General features: G+C 73.6%; 10 protein-coding genes. 6 read left to right on the top strand and 4 right to left on the bottom strand.

Going from position 1 to position 20,032, the window contains the following annotated elements:
• Positions 1–289: 289 nt before the first annotated feature.
• The gene (locus tag PUR71_RS20770) at positions 290–934 is read left to right on the top strand and encodes an HNH endonuclease (protein ID WP_329928552.1); all 645 of its coding nucleotides are present in this window, start codon (positions 290–292) and stop codon (positions 932–934) included.
• A gap of 113 nt (positions 935–1,047) precedes the next feature.
• Here the strand turns inward: PUR71_RS20770 and PUR71_RS20765 are convergent, their stop codons facing one another.
• Positions 1,048–5,049 (bottom strand): beta-N-acetylglucosaminidase domain-containing protein, encoded by a 4,002-nt coding sequence (locus tag PUR71_RS20765; RefSeq protein WP_329928551.1) that lies wholly within the window; start codon positions 5,047–5,049, stop codon positions 1,048–1,050.
• Between the two features lie 319 nt (positions 5,050–5,368).
• Between PUR71_RS20765 and malQ the strand changes: the two genes are divergently transcribed.
• Both malQ and PUR71_RS20755 read left to right on the top strand, forming a co-directional pair.
• Positions 5,369–7,450: a 4-alpha-glucanotransferase gene (gene malQ, locus PUR71_RS20760; RefSeq protein WP_443077511.1), complete on the top strand. Its 2,082-nt coding sequence runs from the start codon at positions 5,369–5,371 to the stop codon at positions 7,448–7,450.
• A gap of 121 nt (positions 7,451–7,571) precedes the next feature.
• Positions 7,572–7,799 (top strand): hypothetical protein, encoded by a 228-nt coding sequence (locus PUR71_RS20755; protein ID WP_329928550.1) that lies wholly within the window; start codon positions 7,572–7,574, stop codon positions 7,797–7,799.
• Between the two features lie 86 nt (positions 7,800–7,885).
• On the opposite strand, the gene pepN is transcribed toward PUR71_RS20755, so the two are convergent.
• Both pepN and PUR71_RS20745 read right to left on the bottom strand, forming a co-directional pair.
• Positions 7,886–10,474, bottom strand: coding sequence for an aminopeptidase N (pepN, locus tag PUR71_RS20750; protein WP_329928549.1), 2,589 nt, complete (start codon positions 10,472–10,474; stop codon positions 7,886–7,888).
• A gap of 180 nt (positions 10,475–10,654) precedes the next feature.
• Positions 10,655–12,436 (bottom strand): outer membrane protein assembly factor BamB family protein, encoded by a 1,782-nt coding sequence (locus tag PUR71_RS20745; RefSeq protein WP_329928548.1) that lies wholly within the window; start codon positions 12,434–12,436, stop codon positions 10,655–10,657.
• A gap of 353 nt (positions 12,437–12,789) precedes the next feature.
• On the opposite strand from PUR71_RS20745, the gene PUR71_RS20740 reads away from it, so the two are divergent.
• The 3 genes from PUR71_RS20740 to PUR71_RS20730 all read left to right on the top strand — a co-directional run bounded on the left by PUR71_RS20740 (position 12,790) and on the right by PUR71_RS20730 (position 17,771).
• Entirely contained in the window at positions 12,790–13,983 is a 1,194-nt protein-coding gene (locus tag PUR71_RS20740; protein WP_329928547.1) for an ROK family transcriptional regulator, read from the top strand.
• A gap of 220 nt (positions 13,984–14,203) precedes the next feature.
• The gene (gene dxs, locus PUR71_RS20735) at positions 14,204–16,120 is read left to right on the top strand and encodes a 1-deoxy-D-xylulose-5-phosphate synthase (RefSeq protein ID WP_329928546.1); all 1,917 of its coding nucleotides are present in this window, start codon (positions 14,204–14,206) and stop codon (positions 16,118–16,120) included.
• 121 nt (positions 16,121–16,241) lie between these two features.
• Positions 16,242–17,771, top strand: a complete 1,530-nt coding sequence (locus tag PUR71_RS20730) for an ArnT family glycosyltransferase (protein ID WP_329928545.1) — start codon at positions 16,242–16,244, stop codon at positions 17,769–17,771.
• A 131-nt stretch (positions 17,772–17,902) separates the two neighbouring features.
• On the opposite strand, the gene PUR71_RS20725 is transcribed toward PUR71_RS20730, so the two are convergent.
• Positions 17,903–20,032: a 3-hydroxyacyl-CoA dehydrogenase NAD-binding domain-containing protein gene (locus tag PUR71_RS20725; protein ID WP_329928544.1), complete on the bottom strand. Its 2,130-nt coding sequence runs from the start codon at positions 20,030–20,032 to the stop codon at positions 17,903–17,905.

Raw genomic sequence — 20,032 nt, 5'->3', positions numbered from 1 at the left:
CCGGGGCGCCGCCCGCACAGGGCCCCACCGCTGGTCTGACCGGCCGAGCCGGCCCCCGGGGGAGAAGCGGAGGGGCCGCTACCGGGGGCCCGGGTGCAACCCGACCCTCCGCCGGGCATATCGGGTATGACGGAAACCACACCCGGAGATCACGTCAGGTCCGTTACACAGGAGTGGTGGCGCCGTACGAAGGCGTAAGGCGACACTGGGGGAGATCACTCACCCGTTGGGTGATCCAACCGCTCGTCCCGGCGCGAGCCACGCGCCGCAGGCGTCCAAGGAGGCATCCGTGCCGCATGTCCTGGTCCTCAACGCGTCCTACGAGCCACTCGGCGTCGTATCGATGCGCCGCGCACTCATCCTGGTCCTCAACCACAAGGCGGTCAGCCTGGAGGACACCGGAGTCACCCTGCACAGCGCCACCAGCGCCCTTCCGGCGCCGTCCGTCGTCCGCCTGACCCGCTTCGTCCGGGTCCCGTTCTGCGGGCCCGTCCCGCTCACCCGCCGGGCGCTGTTCGCCCGCGACCACGGCCGCTGCGTCTACTGCGGGGCCGCCGCCACCAGCGTCGACCACGTCGTCCCGCGCAGCCGGGGCGGCCAGCACCGGTGGGACAACGTCGTGGCGGCCTGCCGCCGCTGCAACCACACCAAGGCCGACCGCCACCTCACCGAACTCGGCTGGCGCATGAAGCGCCCGCCGGCCCCGCCCTCCGGCCTCGCCTGGCGGATCATCGGCACCGGCATCAAGGACCCCCGCTGGCGCCCCTACCTGGAGCCGTACGGCGGCGGCGACCAGCTGCGCGCCCCGCAGTGGGGCGAGTACGAGCACCACGACCATACCGAGCCCAACCACTCGGTCCCGATCGGCCGGGCGCACGGCGCCCACGCCGCCCCCGTCCGCCGCGGCGAGCAGCCGGAACCGCTCTCCGCCTGAACCAGAGCTCCACAAGGGCCTGCCCCGTCACATCTCGGTACGCCTCATGGGCCGCCGCGCACCCCACCGGGGAGCACGGCGGCCCGCCGTGTGTACGGCCGCCGGGCGGGCGGCTACTGCTTGGGCGCGGTCCCCGCCGCCGGCTGCTGACCGGTGCCCGTGGCCGGCTGGCCCGGCTGCTGCTGCGCGGGCGCGCCCCCGGGGGTGCCAGGGGTCCCCGGCTGGGCCGGGGGAGTCGCCGGAGGCTGCGGCTGCGCGGGCGGCGTCACCGCGTACAGCTCGATCCCCCACAGCGAGTAGCCGTACTTGGTGGCCCGGGTGACGCCCTGCACCCGCAGGAACTTGGCGTTCGCGGCGTCGAAGCGCACGGTCTCGTCGCCGCCCTTGCCGTTGTCCACGCTCGCCGCGGTCGTCCAGGTGACCCCGTCCGCCGAGGTCTGGATCTTGTACGACGCGGCGTACGCGGCCTGCCAGTGCAGCACCGCCGCACCGAGCCGGACGGCCTGCGGCAGCTCCAGCTGCACCCAGGCGTCGTCCTGCGCGGGCGAGGACCAGCGGGTCTTCGGGTCGCGGTCGGCCACGTTCGAGGCCGGGAAGTTCGGCGTCTCGTCGCCGGAGGAGGTGGCCTTGGCGCCCGCCGCGAGGTCGGCCCCGCCGGTCGGCGGCACCACGTGCACCTGGAGCACCTGCTTGACGACGGTCGAGCCGGCCACGTACTGCACCGGCACCTGGTACGTCCCGGACGGCGTCCCGGCCGCGGCGCTCACCAGCAGCGGCACCCCGACCTTCCCGCCGCGCGGCACCGTCACCCCGGCCGCCGGCGCCACCGTCAGGCCCTTCGCGGCCGCCGGCACGTCGGCCTGCAGGCTGCCGGTGGTGCCCTCGGGGCGGCCGGCCGTGACCGTCGCCTGGGTCTGGGTCGGCGCGGCCGCGCCGGTCACGACGTCCAGGGACGGGTCGGCCAGCGTGAGCCGGGCCGCGGGGGCGTCCGCGTACCAGGGGATCACCTGGTTGACGACCGGCGGGTCGCCGCCCGGCTTCCAGGTCAGGCGGAACGCGTCGGCGGGCTGGCCGCCGGCCGGCAGCTCGTTGTAGCCCGGGTTGATCGTCCCTATGTCGAACCAGGTGCCGTCCGGGCGCCGCAGCGCCACGGTCGCGGTGGCCTTCACACCGGGGTCGGTCAGCACGGTGAGCCGGTCCACCGGCCGGGCCGAGCCCAGCTCGACGGTCAGGGGCTCGTCCTGCGCGGTCGGCGCGCTGGCCGCCCGGTAGGCGGTGTCCGGGTTGCCGTCCAGCACCGCGGCCGGCGAGGAACCGGGCAGCGCGGCCGGGCCGCCGGAGACGCTCGTCGGGGCCTCGTCCGGCGCGGTCACGGTGAACTCGCGCACCGCCACCGCGGTCTTCTGGGCGGAGGTGGCGCGCAGGCGCACCGCCCGCACCACCGTGCCCGCGGGCACCTGGGCACTGACCGTCTTCTGGTTCTTCACCACGGCCAGCTGCTTCCAGCCGCCCTCGCCGGTCGAGTACTCCAGGACGCCGTCGCGGATGTAGTCGTCCACCGCGCTCTGCGCGTCCGGCCCGTCGCCCCAGCCGCCCATCAGGACGGTGACGCCGCTGACCGGGCGCCCGGAGCCGAGGTCCACGCCGACCGCGTCGCCGGGCTGCGGGGGAGCGGAGCTCCAGTAGAAGGTGCCGGCCTGGCCGTCGGTCATCAGCGCCGGCAGGTGGTCGTGCGCGGAGCCCATCGTCGTCGTCGGGCTGATGCCCCCGCTGACCACGCCCGCCCAGTTGTCGGCGGCCCGCAGCGCGTGTTCCAGGAACGGGGCGAGCACACCCGCGCCGATCGTCGCCGGGCTCTGCGCCAGCTGCTCGCGCAGCCGGTTGAGCTCCACCCGGGCCTTCCAGGCGGCGGCGCCGTCACCGCCGTGCTGCGCCAGCAGCATGTCGAGCGCGGCCTGCCCGGCCAGCCCGTAGTCGTGCAGCGGCGTCAGCCACGGCCCGGCCTCGGCGGCCAGCGCCGACGTCGCCTGGGTGCCGGCCAGCGTCTCCTGGGCCGAGGCCATCGCGCCGAACGCCTCCCGCAGCGGGCCGGCGGCCTCTATCAGCCTGGCGACGTCGGGGGCCGCGCCCGAGGTGGGCTCGGCGGTCGCCCAGAACGTGTCCATCAGCGGCGTCAGGTAGCCCGACTCCTGCTTGGACAGCGGCGAGGACGAGCTGTTGCCGGCCAGCGCGGTGACCGCCGCCAGCGCCGACCCGGCCGGGGTCGCGGAGGCGCCGGTCGGCCCGGCCATCGTGCGCAGCGCGGCCTGCCAGGACTCGTCCGGCTTGTACGCGGCCGGGTTCCAGGCGAAGTCGCCGGCCGTCGACAGGGCTATCCGGGAGGCCACCGGCTGCTGCATCGCCCCGGTCAGCATCACCGCCGACCGGCTGGCCACCTCCGCGTCGCGCCCGGTGTAGGCGCCGAGGTAGAGCCGGTCCGGGGATGCGTCGTTGACCGGGTAGTTGTCCATGGTGACCAGCGGGTGCCCGTACAGGCCCGCGGTGTCCGAGGTCTGAGCGCCGGTGATCTTCTCCGGGATCACCCCGACCCCGCTCCACGCCACCTGCACCCCGGCCGGCAGCGCGTCCGCGAGCGCCTTGCGGTAGGGCGTCGAACCCGACTGGTGGTACTCGGTGGGCACGATCGACAGCGGCGCCAGGCCCGGGTTCTTCGAGATCAGGCGGTCCTGCACCTTCGCCGCCAGCGCGGCCTGCGCCTTGGCCGCGGCGGCCGGCCCGGTGCCGTACGTCGAACGGTCGTCGGAGCAGTGCCACTCGTCGTAGCTGACGTCCAGGAACTGCAGCTGGAACGCCGAGAAGCCGAGGGCGCGCAGCCCGTCCAGCTTCGCCACCAGCGCGTCCACGTCCTTGCCCGAGCTGAAGCAGAACGACTGGCCCGGATCGACGGCGTAGCCGAGCGTCACGTGGTTGGCGGCCGCCCGGCCGCCCAGTTCGCGCAGCTCGGCAGTCTTGTCCGCCGGGTACGCGTCGCGCCAGCGGGACAGCCGGTACGGGTCGTCGCCGGGCGCGTAGAGGTAGAAGTTCTGCTTGGAGCGGCCCAGGAACTCCACCTGGTCCAGCCGCTGCTGCGCCGTCCACGGCGTGCCGTAGAACGCCTCCGCGGTGCCGCGCACCGGCGCCCCGGACGGCCAGTCGCGCAGCGTGATCCCCGGCAGGCCGAGCCCCGAGGCGCCGGGCGCCTGGTTCTGCCCCTGCCCGGCCGGCACCGCCGCCAGTATCTGCCGCAGGCTCTGCGCCGCGTAGAAGGTGCCCGCCGAGTCCGCGCCAGCCAGCACCACCGCGCCGTACGTCCCGCCGCCCTGCGCCGGCAGCTGACCGGCCATCAGCACGTAGCCGCCGATCGGCATCCCGATCAGCGACGGCGCGGCGCCGTCCTTCGTCCCGCCCGCGGCGGCCAGGTCGCGCAGCGCCCGGTCCACCGCGCCGCCCGCGCCCTCGGCCGGCCCGCCGACGTACACGACGAGCGAGCCCGCGGCCGGCGGGGCGGCGACGTCGGACACGGTGGTGAAGTCCGTCGCGCCGGCGATCCCGAGCACCTCGTGCACCGCGTCCACCGCGCCGTGGTCCGCCTTCGGCGCCGTCACCAGCGTCACCGCGGCCGGCACCACGACCGGCTTCCCGGCCACCGTCCGCTCCTGCGGCCGCGGGAACACCTGCGGGTCCGTCACGCTCCCCAGCGGCGTCTGCGGCGCGGTGCTCACCACGTCCGGCACCGGTGCCCCCGCGTACGCCGCCGCCATCGGCACCGGCCCCGCGAGCAGTCCGCCGAACACCGCCGCCGCGGCGACCCCCGCCGCGATCTGCAGGGCCCGCCGCCCCGGCGCGCGGCCCCCGGCCGCCCGCTCGGCCCGGACGGACGCGAGCAGCGGCTCCGTCCCCTTGAGGTCGGCGATCAGCCGGTCCGCCGTCTTCGGGGCCAGCTGACGGCACGTCCGGGCGGTGGCCCGCCGGGCCGCCAGCGCCGTGGGGTGGTGGAGGACCTCGCGCAGCGCGGAGCTCTGCTCCAGCTGCTGCCGCAGCCGTCGTCCGGCCGCAACGGAAACTCGGGCTTGCACAGGAGCCTCCTCGCCAGACCTGGACCACATCGCCGCAACCCCACCAGCTACCCAACCCGGTGTCAACGCCGTCGTCAGGTATGTCCACTTTGCCCAATTGATCACCTCGCGGCCCTGCCCCCGCCACCCCGTCATCAGCGGAACGGCCCGGAGCCGGCGGTCCTCCTGACGGCCGGTCGACCGCTCGCGCCCGTGTCGCGCAGCGTCATCGGGCCGTCACGCGGGTAGGACTGTGTCGTCCTGAACTGGCGTTGCCGAGACATCGCAGGAGCCGCGAGTGGCCGCTTATCTCGACCGTGACGGAGCCGACGGGCTCAAGGTGCCGGCGCAGGACGCCCCGGCCCCGCCGCCCGAACTGGTGGCGCTGGCACAGGCGCACGGGGTCGACCCGAAGGACCCGGGCCCCGGCGGCGTGCCGGTCGGCGCGCGGACGCTGGTGGCGGTGCTGCGGGCGCTCGGGGTCGAGGCCGGGACGCCGGAGGAGGTGCGGGCGGCGCTGGAACGTCACCGGGCGGAGCAGCAGGCCAGGTTGCTCCCGCCCTGCGTCGTCGTCCGCCGGGGCCGCCGCACCGCGCTCGACGTCCCCGCCGACGCCCGCCTCCACATCGATCTGGAGGACGGCGGCGTCTGGGAACTGCCCCGCGGCCACTCCCACTGGCTCCCGGCCGACCTGCCCCTCGGTCGACACGTCCTCAACGCCGAGTGCGCCGGCCGCTCGGCGCGCGCGGCCCTCGTCGTCGCCCCCGACAAACTCCCCGAACTCCCCACCCGCAGCTGGGGCTTCCTCGCCCAGCTGTACTCCCTCCTGTCCGACCGCTCCTGGGGCATGGGCGACCTCGGCGACCTCGCCGACCTCGCCCAGTGGGCCGGCGCCGACCTCGGCGCGGGCTTCGTCCAGATCAACCCCCTCCACGCCGGCCTTCCCGGCGCCCCCTCCGACCCCTCCCCCTACCGCCCCTCCTCCCGCCGCTTCGCCGACCCCGTCCACCTGCGCGTCGAAGCCGTCCCCGAGTACGCCTACCTGGTCGGCGACCAGCGCGCCGAGGCCGAGGAACTCGGCCGCCGGGCCGCCCGGCTCCGCGCCGAGGTGCTGGTGCACGACGGCCTGATCGACCGGGACGCCGTCTGGGCGCTCAAGCGCGAGGCCCTGGAAGCGCTGCACGAGGTGCCGCGCGGCGCCGGCCGCGACGCCGCCTACCGGGCCTACCTGCGCCGCGAGGGTGAGTGGCTGGAGCGGTACGCGCTGTGGAACGCGATCGCCGAGGAGCACGGCCCGGACTGGCACACGTGGCCCGAGGGGCTGCGCCACCCGGACGGCTCCGGGATCGAGCGGGCCCGCAAGGGCTTCGCCGACCGGGTCGAGTTCCACCGCTGGCTCGCCTGGCAGGTCGACCAGCAGCTCGCCGCCGCCCAGGCCGCCGCCGACGGCGCCGGCATGCCGGTCGGCCTGATCCACGACCTCGCGGTCGGCGTCCACCCGGACGGCGCCGACGCCTGGGCGCTACAGGACGTGCTGGCCGGCGGCATCTCGGTCGGCGCCCCGCCGGACGCGTTCAACGCCCACGGCCAGGACTGGGGCCTGCCGCCCTGGCGCCCCGACGCCCTCGCCGCCGCCGGCTACGCCCCGTACGCGGAACTCCTGCGGGCCGCCGCCCGGCACGCGGGCGCGGTGCGGATCGACCACGTGATGGGGCTGTTCCGGCTGTGGTGGGTGCCGGAGGGGCACGCGCCGACGGAGGGCGCGTACGTCCGCTACGACGCCGAGGCGATGCTCGGCGTGCTCGCCCTGGAGGCGCACCGCGCCGGGACTGCGGTGATCGGCGAGGACCTCGGCACGGTCGAGCCGGGCGTCCGCGAGGAACTGGCCTCGCGCGGGATCCTCGGGACGTCCGTCCTGTGGTTCGAACGGGACTGGGCGGCCGGCGGGGAGGTCCTGCCACCGGACCGCTGGCGCCGCGACTGCCTGGCGACCCTCACCACCCACGACCTGCCCAGCACGGCGGCCCGGCTCTCCGGCGAGCACGTCGAGCTGCGCCACCGGCTCGGGCTGCTGGCCCGGCCGCTCGGGGACGAGCAGGCGCAGGCGCAGGCGGAGCTGGCCGAGTGGCGGGCGGCGCTGACCCGCCTGGGGCTGCTGGCGCCGGGGGAGCCGCTGTCGATGCCGGTGCTGTACCGCTTCCTGGGCGCGACCGGGGCCGGGCTGGTGGGTGTGTGGCTGCCGGACCTGGTCGGCGACCCGCGCCCGCAGAACCTCCCCGGCACCTGGGACCAGTACCCGAACTGGCGCCTCCCGATCGCCGACGGCGCCGGCCACCCGGTGACCCTGGAAACCCTCGCCACCGCCCCCGCCGCCCCCTTCCTCTCCCACCTCCTGGCCCGCCCCCCACACCCCCGCCCCTGAGCCCCCGCCCCACCCGCCCCTGCCCGTCCCCCCGCCCGGAGGGCACCCCGCACGTCCCCCCCATCCCGTCAGGCCCACCCCGACGCGCGCCACCCCATAAGCCCCGGGTAAGTTGGAAAACGTGGACAAGAGGAACGCTTTGCGAGCCGGCGCGGTCTCCGCAACGGTCACGCTGATGATGCTGCTGTCGTCGCCCGCCATGGCCTTCACCCGGGACGACGGCGACGACCCGGGTTCCGGCCTCAGCGTCGGCCAGACCATCGGCCTGTACGTACTGGTCCCGATCGCGGCCTTCGTGATCATCGCCGCCCTCGCGGGCCTGCCGTACGGCAAGGGCAAGAAGAAGTAGCCGACGGCCCCGCGGCCGTCCACCCGTGAGACCCGCACCACAACGCCGAAGGGGCGCCGGACCGAGTCCGGCGCCCCTTCGCGTCGTCAGGACCGGTGCGCCCCGGCCGCCCGGTCGGCGGCCTGCGCCCGCAGCGCCCGCTCGACGCCGGCCTTGGCCTCGACGACCTGGCGCCGCAGCGCCGGCGCCGGCTCGGCCGCGGTCAGCCACGCGTCGGTCGCGTCGACCGTCGCCTGCGACACCTGCAACGCCGGGTAGAGCCCGCCGATGATCTGCTGCGAGATCTCGTGGCTGCGGGTCTCCCAGACGCCCTTGACGGCGTCGAAGTACTTCGCCGCGTACGGTTCGAGCAGCTCCCGCTGGTCGGCCTGCTGGAAGCCGGCGATGGTGGCCTCCTGCACGTAGTTGGTGAGCGTGTCGGACTCGACGACCGCCGCCCACGCCTGCGCCTTGGCCTCGGCGGTGGGCCGGGCCGCGCGGCAGGTGGCGGCGTGCTCCTGGCCGGCCGCGGTGTTGTCGCGCTCGAGCTCGGCGGCGACGGCCGCCTCGTCGGCGCGGCCGGTGGCCGAGAGCCGGACCAGCAGGGTCCAGCGCAGCTCGGTGTCGACGGCCAGGCCCTTGATCTCGGTGGTCCCGGCGAGCAGTCCGGCGAGCAGGTCGAGCTGGGCGTCGGTGCGGGCGACGGAGGCGAGGGTGCGGGCCCAGGCCAGCTGGTGGTCGCTGCCGGCCTCGGCGGCCCGCAGGTGCTCCTCGGCGGCGGCGGCCCAGCGGCCGAGGCCCTCCTCGCGCCAGGCCGGGTCGGCGTAGGCGTCGAGGGCGAGCTTGACCTGCCGCTGCACGGACTGGACGACGCCGATGTCGCTCTCGCGCCCGATGCCGGAGAGCGCGAGCGAGAGGTAGTCGCGGGCGGCGAGTTCGCCGTCGCGGGTCATGTCCCAGGCCGAGGCCCAGCACAGGGCGCGCGGCAGCGACTCGGTGAAGGCACCGAGGTGTTCGGTGACGACGGCGAGGGAGTCCTCGTCGAGCCGGATCTTGGCGTAGGAGAGGTCGTCGTCGTTGAGCAGGACGACGGCCGGCCGGTGCCGTCCGACGAGCTGCGGCACCTCGGTGCGCGGCCCGTCGACGTCCAGCTCGATCCGGTCGGTGCGCACCAGCGTGTCGCCGTCGGCGAGTTCGTACAGGCCGATGGCGATGCGGTGCGGGCGCAGCACGGCGTCGCCCTTGGCGCCGGCGGGGAGGGCCGGGGCCTCCTGGAGCACGGTGAAGGACTCGATCTCACCGTCGGTGTTGAGGACGATCGAGGGGTGCAGCACGTTGATGCCGGCGGTCTCCAGCCAGGCCTTGGACCACGCCTTGAGGTCGCGTCCGCTGGCCTCCTCCAGCGCGCCGAGCAGGTCGCCGAGGCGGGTGTTGCCCCAGGCGTGGCGCTTGAAGTAGGCCTGCACGCCCTGGAAGAAGGCGTCCTGGCCGACGTACGCGACGAGCTGCTTGAGCACCGAGGCGCCCTTGGCGTACGTGATGCCGTCGAAGTTGACCTGGACGTCCTCCAGGTCGTTGATGTCGGCCATGATGGGGTGGGTGGACGGCAGCTGGTCCTGCCGGTACGCCCAGGTCTTCATCTGGTTGGCGAAGGTGGTCCAGGAGTGCGGCCACCGGGAGCCGGGCGCCTCGGCCTGGCAGACGGCCTCGGCGAAGGTGGCGAAGGACTCGTTCAGCCAGAGGTCGTTCCACCACTCCATGGTGACGAGGTCGCCGAACCACATGTGGGCGAGCTCGTGCAGGATCGTCGCGGCGCGGGCCTCGTAGGCGGCGTCGGTGACCTTGGAGCGGAACACGTACTGGTCGCGCAGGGTGACGGCGCCCGCGTTCTCCATCGCGCCGGCGTTGAACTCCGGGACGAACAGCTGGTCGTACTTGGGGAACGGGTAGGGGTAGTCGAACTTCTCCTGGAAGTAGTCGAATCCCTGCTTGGTCACCTCGAACACGGCGTCGGCGTCGAGGAATTCGCGCAGCGAGGGCCGGCAGTAGACGCCGAGCGACACCTTCTGGTCGCCGTTCTCGTAGGTGTCGAAGACGCCGACGTAGGGGCCGGCGATCAGCGCGGTGATGTAGGTCGACATGCGACCGGTCGGCTCGAACGCCCACACCTGGGTGTCGCCGTCACCGGTCGGCTGCGGCGTCGGGGAGTTGGAGACGACGACCCAGCCCTTGGGGGCGGTGACGGTGAAGGTGAACGAGGCCTTCAGGTCGGGCTGCTCGAAGGTGGCGAAGACGCGGCGGGCGTCCGGCACCTCGAACTGGGTGTAGAGGTAGGTCTCGCCGTCGACCGGGTCGACGAAGCGGTGCAGGCCCTCGCCGGTGTTGGTGTAGGCGCAGTTGGCGACGACGCGCAGCTCGTTCTCGGCCGCGAGGCCCGGCAGCGGGATGCGGCTGTCGGCGAAACTCGCGGGGTCGAGCGCGGTGCCGTTGAGGGTGATCTCCTCGACGCCGGGGGCGACGAGGTCGATGAACGTGTCCGCGCCGGGGGTCGTGGCGGTGAACCGGACGACGGTGGTGGACCGGAAGGTCCCGCCCTCGCGGGCGGTGCCGAGGTCGAGCTCGATGTCGTACGCGTCCACGTGCAGGAGGTCGGCCCGGGTGCGGGCTTCCTCACGGGTCAGGTTGGTGCCGGGCACTCGGTGAACTCCTTCGTCGGGCTGGTGTTGCGCATCTTCCCACGGGCAACGCGCGGGGCCGCCGAATAATCGCAGGCGGACGGCCCGGCCCGGCAACGGCGGGGAGACGACGGAAGAGGGGCGGGCCGGGGCCGCAGCCCCGACCCGCCCCTCGCCGGGACGGACGTCAGTCCGTCATCCCTACTTCTTCGCCCACTTGGTGATCGGCGAGTCCGAGCCGTACCGCGAGAAGGTGATGACCTCGCTGGCGTCCTGCGCCATCTTGTACTCGTTCAGGCCGGCGCCGATGTCCAAGCCGTCCGGCATGGCCAGGGTCCCGAGGTCGGTCATCGAGCCGTCGGCCGGCGAGAGCGTCACGAGCCGCGCGGGCTTCTTGTAGCCCTGGGTCAGGACGGCGCGGACCTTGCCGTCCTTGTCGTACCCGGAGACGAGGCGGATGTCCTGGTTGGCCGTCGGGTTGGCGGCCGACCACAGGCGCTTGCCGGTGGTCAGGTCGTACGCGTTGATGGCGTCCTTGCTCCCGCTGGCCTGCACGTACAGGATGTTCCCGCTGACGACGTTCGCCCTGATCGCGTCGCTCAGGCCGGTCAGGCGCAGGCTGTCGGCGCCGGGCTCCTTGACCGACATCGGGTTGCCCGGCTTGTCGCTCTTGTCGAACGGCAGGACGTAGTCGCCGTTGGTGCCGTTGGTCATGAGCACCACCAGCGGGTCGGCGGAGACGACCTTGTCGACCGCCTCGATGCTGCCGGCGAGCGCGAGCGGCGTGCTCTTCTGCGTGCCGGTCTCCGAGTCCACCACGTACAGCTGGGACTTGGGGCTGCTCTCGTAGCAGCGGTCGCTGACCACGACCTGGGCACCGGCCGTGCGGCCGGTCACGGTGCAGCTGCTGTCGCGCGGCTTCCACGACCAGAGGGTGAGGCCGTTGTCGATGTTGACCGCGCCGACCACGCGGCCGCCGATGACGACGACCTTGTCGGTGACGCTCAGCGTCGGGGAGGAGATCCGGTCGTTGGAGACCTTGACGCTCCAGAGCATCTTGCCGGAGGTGAGGTCGACGGCGCCCATGGTGGAGCAGTCGCTGTCACCGGTGTTGAAGGCGATGGCCCCGATGTTCTTGGAGTTGGTGCTGTTCGACGCGGCGCACAGCTCCTTGGCGCCGTTCGGCACCGGGATGGACCACGCGGGCTTGCCGTCCGACAGGTTGTACGCGCGGACGCCGTTGGAGTCCACCCGCACGGTGACCTTGTCGGTGGCCCAGATGCCGAGCATCTGGTTGCCGCCGTCCGAGTCGGCGGCCTTGGGGACGGACCAGGCGACGTTGTAGCTGGCACCGCCGCCGCCCGTGCCGCCGTTGCCGCTGGTCCCGGAGCTGCTGCCGCCGCTGCCGGAGGTGCCGCTGGTGGTCCCGCCGGTGTTCGCGACCGGGGTGTCCGGGTTGTCGGACTGCTTGAGCAGCACGATCAGCGCGGCGACGATGGCGATCGCGAGCACGCCGCCGATGATGCCGCCCCAGACCATCACGGGGTTGCGCTGCTTGGGCACGGCCGGCACCGGCGCGGTCGGGTAGGCGTAGCCGCTCTGCTGCTGCTCCTGCGGGTAGCCGTAACCGCCGCCGTAGGTCTGCCCGGCGTCGGGCGCCGGGTAGCCGCCGCCGGGCACCGGGTCGTACGGGCCCACCGGCGCGCCCGCCGGGGGCGGCGGCGGGGCCTGGGAGGGGAAGGCGGCGGCGGTCGGCGCGTAGGCCGGGCCGGTCGGCGGTGCGGCCGGCGGCGCCGGCGGCTGGGCCGGCGGTCCCGCGGGCGCCGCCGGTCCCGGGATCGCCGAGCCGTCCAACTGCGTCATCTGGTCGGCGACGGCGGCCGGGTCGACGCCGGGCTGGCGCCCGAACGAGACGCCGCGGTGTTCCTGCGGGCCGCTGCCCGGTGTTTCGCCTGCCCCCGGCGTAGGGTGATCCCCTGCCATCTGATTCCCCGTCATGTCTGGATTCGTCCTCTGCCGGTACCGTCCGCGGTCCGGTGGGACGCGTGAGATTGGGCACCATGGTAGTGGTGACCGGTTTTCGGCTGCTGGCAGGAGCCCGAAAGCCCCCCGGGACCCCCTCGGGATCCCCCCACCACCTCAATGCCCCCGTGACCTGACGGCCCCGACGGCCGCCCGGTCCGCGCTCCCGCCCCCGTCGCCCGTCCAGCCCGCCGTCACTCCGCCGCCGCCCGATCCCGCCTCCAATACCCCCGCCCCGCACCCGGAGCCGTAGGCTTCAGGAGTTGAAGGGGACGCCCGGTGGAGGGGTCCCCGCCCCCTTGGGATGGTGGATCATGGCGACGGACACACCGGGCTCTCAGTCATCGCTGCACCGGGCGAACCTGGAGCGCGTGCTGCGGGCCGTGCGGATGGCCGGCTCGCTGACCCAGGCCGAGATCGCCCGCGGCACCGGCCTCTCGGCGGCCACCGTCTCCAACATCGTGCGGGAACTGAAGGAGAGCGGCACGGTCGTCGTCGCCGACACCTCCTCCGGCGGCCGCCGGGCTCGCAGCGTCTCGCTCAGCGGCGACGCCGGCATCGTCGTGGGCATCGATTTCGGCCACACCCACCTGCGGGTCGCGGTCGGCAACCTCGCGCACCGGGTGCTCGCCGAGGAGAGCGCCCCGATCGACGTCGACGTCTCGGCCGCCCAGGGCTTCGACCGCGCCGAGGCCATGGTCGAGCGGCTCCTGGCACAGGCCGGCTTCCGCCCGGACAAGGTGATCGGCGTCGGCCTCGGCGTGCCCGGCCCGATCGACGTGGAGACCGGCGCGCTCGGCTCCACCGCGATCCTGCCCGGCTGGACGGGCATCGCCCCCGGCCGCGAGCTGGCCGAGCGGCTCGGCATGCCGGTGCGCGTCGACAACGACGCCAACCTCGGCGCGCTCGGCGAGCTGGTCTGGGGCGCCGGCCGCGGCCTGAGCGACCTCGCCTACATCAAGATCGCCAGCGGGGTCGGCGCCGGCCTCGTCGTCAACGGCCAGATCTACCGCGGCCCGGGCGGCACCGCCGGTGAGATAGGGCACATCACGCTGGACGAGGCCGGCCCGGTCTGCCGCTGCGGCAACCGCGGCTGCCTGGAGACCTTCGTCGGCTCCCGCTACCTGCTCTCCCTGCTCTCCCCCACCCTCGGCCCCGACCTCACCCTGCCCAGGGTGGTCGAGCTGGCCCACCAGGGCGACCTCGGCTGCCGCCGGGTGATCGCCGACGCCGGCCGGCAGATCGGCACCGGCGTCGCCACCCTGTGCAACCTGCTCAACCCGCGCCGGGTGATCCTCGGCGGCGACCTCGCCGAGGCCGGCGAGCTGGTGCTGGCCCCGATCCGGGACTCGGTCGCCCGCTACGCGATCCCCAGCGCCGCCCGCCAGCTGTCCGTGGTGCCGGGCACCCTGGGCGGCCGCGCGGAGGTGCTGGGCGCGCTGGCGCTCGTCATGAGCGAGATGGGGGAGTCGGGCGCCCTCGCGGCCGCCTCCGTCAACCGGGCTTGACGCGACCGGGCCCCGCCCGGACCCCCGTCACCTCGGGGATCGTCCATGACCGGCCGGTGGCACCGGGCGCGCCGCTCGGTGTCCGGCAGGCGGACATTAGACTCGACCGGTCGGCACCGACCACGACCGTCGCAGCGGACCGTCGAGGCGCACCGGCACACCGGGCAGCGACGCCCGTCGGACCGGCCGCGGTCCGCGAACACTGAACGAGGAGGAACGGGTGGCCCTGCTGACCCGCATTCGGGGACCGCGCGATCTCGACCGGCTCACGCCCGGCCAGCTGGCCGCACTGGCGCAGGAGATCCGGACCTTCCTGGTGACGGAGGTCTCCAAGACGGGCGGCCACCTCGGCCCCAACCTCGGGGTGGTGGAGCTCACCATCGCGCTGCACCGGGTCTTCGACTCCCCGCGCGACCGCATCCTCTTCGACACCGGCCACCAGAGCTACGTCCACAAGCTGCTCACCGGTCGCCAGGACTTCTCGATGCTGCGGATGAAGGGCGGCCTGTCCGGCTACCCGTCCCGCGCCGAGTCCGAGCACGACGTGATCGAGAACTCCCACGCCTCCACCGTGCTCTCCTACGCCGACGGCCTGGCCAAGGCCAACCAGCTCAAGGGCACCAATGACCCGGTCGTCGCCGTCATCGGCGACGGCGCGCTCACCGGCGGCATGGCCTGGGAGGCGATCAACAACATCGCCGACGCCAAGGACCGCCCGGTCGTCATCGTCGTCAACGACAACGAGCGCTCCTACTCGCCGACCATCGGCGGCATGGCCAACCACCTCTCCACGCTGCGCACCACCCAGGGCTACGAGCGCTTCCTCTCCTGGGGCAAGGACGCGCTCCAGCGCACCCCGGTGGTCGGCCAGCAGCTCTTCGAGACGCTGCACGGCGCCAAGAAGGGCCTCAAGGACTTCATCGCCCCGCAGGGCATGTTCGAGGACCTCGGCCTCAAGTACATCGGCCCCATCGACGGCCACGACCTCACCGCCCTGGAGTCCGCGCTGACCAAGGCGCGCGGCTTCGGCGGCCCGGTGATCGTCCACTGCCTCACCGAGAAGGGCCGCGGCTACCACGCCGCCGAGAACAACGACGAGGACCGCTTCCACGCGGTCGGCGTGATCCACCCGGAGACCGGCCTGCCGATCAAGAGCGCGGGCAAGGACTGGACGTCCGTCTTCGCCGAGGAGATGGTCGCGATCGGCCGCGAGCGCGAGGACGTGGTCGGCATCACCGCCGCCATGCTCCACCCGGTCGGCCTCGCCCCGTTCGCGGAGGCCTTCCCGACGCGGATCTTCGACGTCGGCATCGCCGAGCAGCACGCCGTCACCAGCGCCGCAGGCCTCGCCACCGGCGGCCTGCACCCGGTCGTCGCCGTCTACGCGACCTTCCTCAACCGCGCCTTCGACCAGGTCCTGATGGACGTCGCCCTGCACAAGCTGGGCGTCACCTTCGTGCTCGACCGGGCCGGGGTCACCGGCAACGACGGCGCCTCGCACAACGGCATGTGGGACATGTCGATCCTCCAGGTCGTCCCGACCCTGCGCCTGGCCGCCCCGCGCGACGCCGACCAGCTGCGCGCCCAGCTGCGCGAGGCCGTCGAGGTCAAGGACGCGCCGACGGTCGTGCGCTACTCCAAGGGCACGGTCGGCCCGGCCGTCGCCGCCGTCGGCCGGGTCGGCGGCATGGACGTGCTGCGCGCCGCGGAGGAGTCCGCCGGGGCGCACCGCGCCGACGTGCTGATCGTCTCGGTCGGCGCGATGGCCGGCACCAGCCTGGAGGTCGCCGACCTGCTGGCCGCCCGGGGCATCACCGCGACCGTGGTGGACCCGCGCTGGGTCAAGCCGGTCGACCCGGCCCTGCCCGGCCTGGCCGCCGAGCACCGCGCGGTCGTCACGATCGAGGACAACGGCCGCGCGGGCGGCGTCGGCGCCGCCGTGGCGCAGGCGCTGCGCGACGCCGACGTGGACCTGCCGGTGCGCGACTTCGGCATCCCGCAGGAGTTCCTGGACCACGCGACCCGCGCCGAGATCCTGGCCGAGATCGGCCTCAACGCCCCGGACATCGCCCGCAAGGTGACCGCTCTGGTGGCCGGTCTGGACAAGGCCGCCACCGAGGCGCGCGTCGAGGCCTGAGCCCCGCCGCAGGGGCCGTTCGCCCCAACTCTGTAACAGCTCGTCACCGGACGAGCTGATAATCGCACCGAAAGGCGGGACCGGCGCTGCCCGCGCCGATCCCGCCCGGTAGGTTGTGAAGGTGCCGACCACCCCCACCCACCCCCGCCTCGCCCGGCTGGCCCAGCGCCTGCCCGAGCGCGTCCGTACCCACGTCACGACCGGGTACTGGACCAGGCTGGTGCCGGTGCTGGCACTGGTGGCGCTCGCCACCCACATCCCCTCCTTCGCCCGGCCGGTGTGGAGCCCCGACGAGGGCTTCCTGGCCACCCAGGCCCGGATGCTGGCCGACGGCGGGGTCCTGTACGACACCGTGGTCGACCGCAAGCCGCCGCTGCTGCCCTGGCTCTACCAGGCCTGCTTCGCCGTCTTCGGCTCCGCCTCGCTGTGGCCGCTGCGCACCCTCGCGGTGGTCGCCCACCTGGTCACCGCGATCCTGCTGGCCTCCATCGCCCGCGGCCGCTGGGGCAACCGGGCCGGCGCCGGCGCCGGGCTGCTCTACCTGCTGGTCTCCATCGGGCTCTCCCCGGAGGACACCCAGGCGGCGACGTTCGAGGTCTTCATGCTGCCCGCCATGGTGGCCGCCTTCCGCTACGCCGAGCGCCGCCGCTGGCTGGCCGCCGGCATCGCCGTCGCGCTCTGCTCGCTGACCAAGCAGACCGGCGGCGCGGTGCTGCTCCCGGTGCTGTGGATGCTCCTCCAGGACGCCCGCCGCCGAGGGGTGCGCTGGCCGCCCGCCCTGTTCAAGATCGGCTTCGGCTTCGCGCTGCCGATAGCGCTGGTCGCGGTCATCCTGACCAAGCCCAAGGGCTTCCTCTTCTGGGTGGTCACCGGCAGCGGCGACTACGCCTCCTTCGGCGGCGCCTGGCTGCAGATGACCGGCCGCGCGCTCGGCAACTCGGCCATCCTGGTCGCCGCGGGCCTCGGCTTCCTGCTGCCGGTGGGCCGACGCGTGTGGCTCAAGCACCGCCACCGGCCGCTGCCGGTCGCCGGCGAGGAGCACGGCTCCACCGCCGACCTGTGGGTGTGGCTGCTCTCGTCGGTCGTCGCGGTCAGCGTGGGCTTCCACTTCTTCGGCCACTACTACCTCCAGCTGATGCCGCCGCTGGTGCTCCTGGGCACCGGTGCGGTGGCCACCTCGGCGGTCCGCTGGAAGCCCGTCCTGGTGTACACGACGGTCGCCTCCACCGTCTTCTGGGGCCTCGCCCTGGCCTGGCCCGGGGAGCGGCTCAGCCGCACCACCGAGGTCGCCACGGCGGTGGCCGCCCAGACCACCCCCAAGGACACCGTGCTGGTCTGGGGCATGCACCCCGAGCTGTACTGGCTGGCCGACCGCAAGCCCGCCACCCGCTACCTGACCGCCGGCTTCCTCACCAACTACAGCGGCGGCAAGGACGGCGGTCAGAACGTCGGCGAGCAGTTCAGCGTCTCCAACGCCTGGCAGACCTTCGACAAGGAGCTGGCCAACGGCCTGCCCGAGGTCTTCGTGGACGACTCCGGCATCGCCCCCTACCAGCCCGTGCTGGTCCCCCGGATCGAGAACCTGCTGGACACCCACTACGAGATGATCGGCGTCATCGGCGACACCGTCTTCTACCGCCTCAAGCACTGACGCCGCCCCCCACGGCCGGACCCCCCACACCCCGACGAGCCGCGCGAGCCGCGAGAAGCCGGGACAGCGCACGAAGGAGCCCCGGTGACCGTCCAGGTCACCGGGGCTCCGCCGTTCGTACGGGCTACGCCTTACGCGGGCACCGAGGCCACGCCGGGGGCGAGGAACCGCTTGCCGTTGACGCGCTCCGAGACGCCCTCACGGTCCAGGTACGGGGTGATCCCGCCCAGGTGGAAGGGCCAGCCGGCACCGGTGATCATGCAGAGGTCGATGTCCTGCGCCTCGGCGACGACACCCTCCTCCAGCATCAGGCCGATCTCCTGCGCCACGGCCTCCAGGGCGCGGCTGAGGACCTGCTCCTCGGTGAGCACCGAGTCGCCGAAGGCCAGCAGCTCCAGCACCTCGGGGTCGAGGACCTGCTTGCCGTCCACCCAGGTGTAGAAGCCGCGCTTGCCGGCCTTGACCACCCGGCCGAGGTTCTCGGACACGGAGAACCGCTCCGGGAAGGCGCCGTGCAGGGTCTCCGAGACGTGCAGCGCGATGGCCGGGCCGACCAGCTCCAGGAGCATGATCGGGGACATCGGCAGGCCGAGCGGCTCGACGGCCTTCTCGACGCTGGCGATCGGGGTGCCCTCGTCGATGATGCTCTGGATCTCGCCCATGAAGCGGGTCAGGATCCGGTTCACCACGAACGCCGGGGCGTCCTTGCACAGGACCGAGGTCTTCTTCAGCTTCTTGGACACCGCGAAGGCGGTGGCCAGCGAGGCGTCGTCGGTCAGCTCGCCGCGGACGATCTCCAGCAGCGGCAGGATCGCGACCGGGTTGAAGAAGTGGAAGCCGACGACCCGCTCGGGGTGCTTCAGCTTCGAGGCCATCTCGGTGACCGACAGCGAGGAGGTGTTGGTCGCCAGCACGCAGGTCGGCGAGACCACGTTCTCCAGGTCCGCGAAGACGGTCTGCTTGACGCCCATCTCCTCGAACACGGCCTCGATGACGAAGTCCGCGTCGCCGAAGGCGGCGGCCTTGTCGAGCGAGCCGGTGACCAGGCCCTTGAGGCGGTTGGCCTTGTCCTGGCCGATGCGGCCCTTGCCGAGAAGCTTGTCGATCTCGGCGTGGACGTAGCCGACGCCCTTGTCGACGCGCTCCTGGTCGATGTCGGTGAGGACCACCGGCACCTCCAGACGGCGGGCGAACAGCAGCGCCAGCTGCGAGGCCATCAGACCGGCGCCGACGACGCCGACCTTGGAGACCGGGCGGGCCAGCGACTTGTCCGGCGCGCCGACCGGGCGCTTGGCCCGGCGCTGCACCAGGTTGAAGGCGTAGATGCCGCTGCGCAGCTCGCCGCCCATGATCAGGTCGGCCAGGGCGGCGTCCTCGGCGTCGAAGCCGGCCTGCAGGTCCTGGTCCTTGACCTGGGCGATGATGTCCAGCGCGCGGTAGGCGGCCGGTGCCGCGCCGTGCACCTTGGCGTCGGCGACCAGGCGGCCCCAGGCGACGGCGTCGTCCCAGGCCTTGCCGCGGTCGATCGCCTCGCGCTCGACGGCCACGTCGCCCTTGAGGACCTTGGCCGCCCACAGCAGCGACTGCTCCAGGAAGTCGGCCGGCTCGAAGATCGCGTCGGCGATCCCCAGCTCGAACACGTCCTTGCCCTTGAGCTGCTTGTTCTGCGCCATCGAGTTCTCGATGATGACCTTGACGGCCTTCGCCGGGCCGATCAGGTTCGGCAGGATGGTGCAGCCGCCCCAGCCGGGGACCAGGCCGAGGAAGACCTCGGGCAGCGAGAACGCCGGGACGCCCGCCGACACCGTGCGGTAGTCGCAGTGCAGGCCGACCTCGACGCCGCCGCCCATCGCCGCGCCGTTGTAGAAGGCGAAGGTGGGGACGGGCAGCGCGGCGATCCGCTTGAAGACCTCGTGGCCGCCCTTGCCGATGGCGAGCGCGTCCGCGTGCTCCTTGAGCAGCTCGACGCCCTTGAGGTCGGCGCCGACGGCGAAGATGAACGGCTTGCCGGTGATCGCGGCGCCGACGATCCTGCCCTCGGCGGCCTCGGCCTCGACCTGGTCCAGCGCGACGCTCAGCTTCAGCAGCGAGCCCGGCCCGAAGGTGGTCGGCTTGGTGTGGTCGAAGCCGTTGTCCAGGGTGATGAGGGCCAGCTTGCCGGCCTGCAGCGGCAGGTCCAGGTGGCGCACGTGCGCGGTCGTGACGACCTCGCCCGGGAACAGCTCGGCGCCGTGCTGGAGCAGCTCAGTGGTGTTGCTCAT

This window comes from Streptomyces sp. SP17BM10 (assembly GCF_036322405.1).
In the GTDB taxonomy this organism is placed as follows: Bacteria; Actinomycetota; Actinomycetes; order Streptomycetales; family Streptomycetaceae; genus Kitasatospora.
The sequence above is the reverse complement of the archived record's forward strand: the minus strand, read 5'-3'. Positions and strand labels throughout refer to the sequence as shown.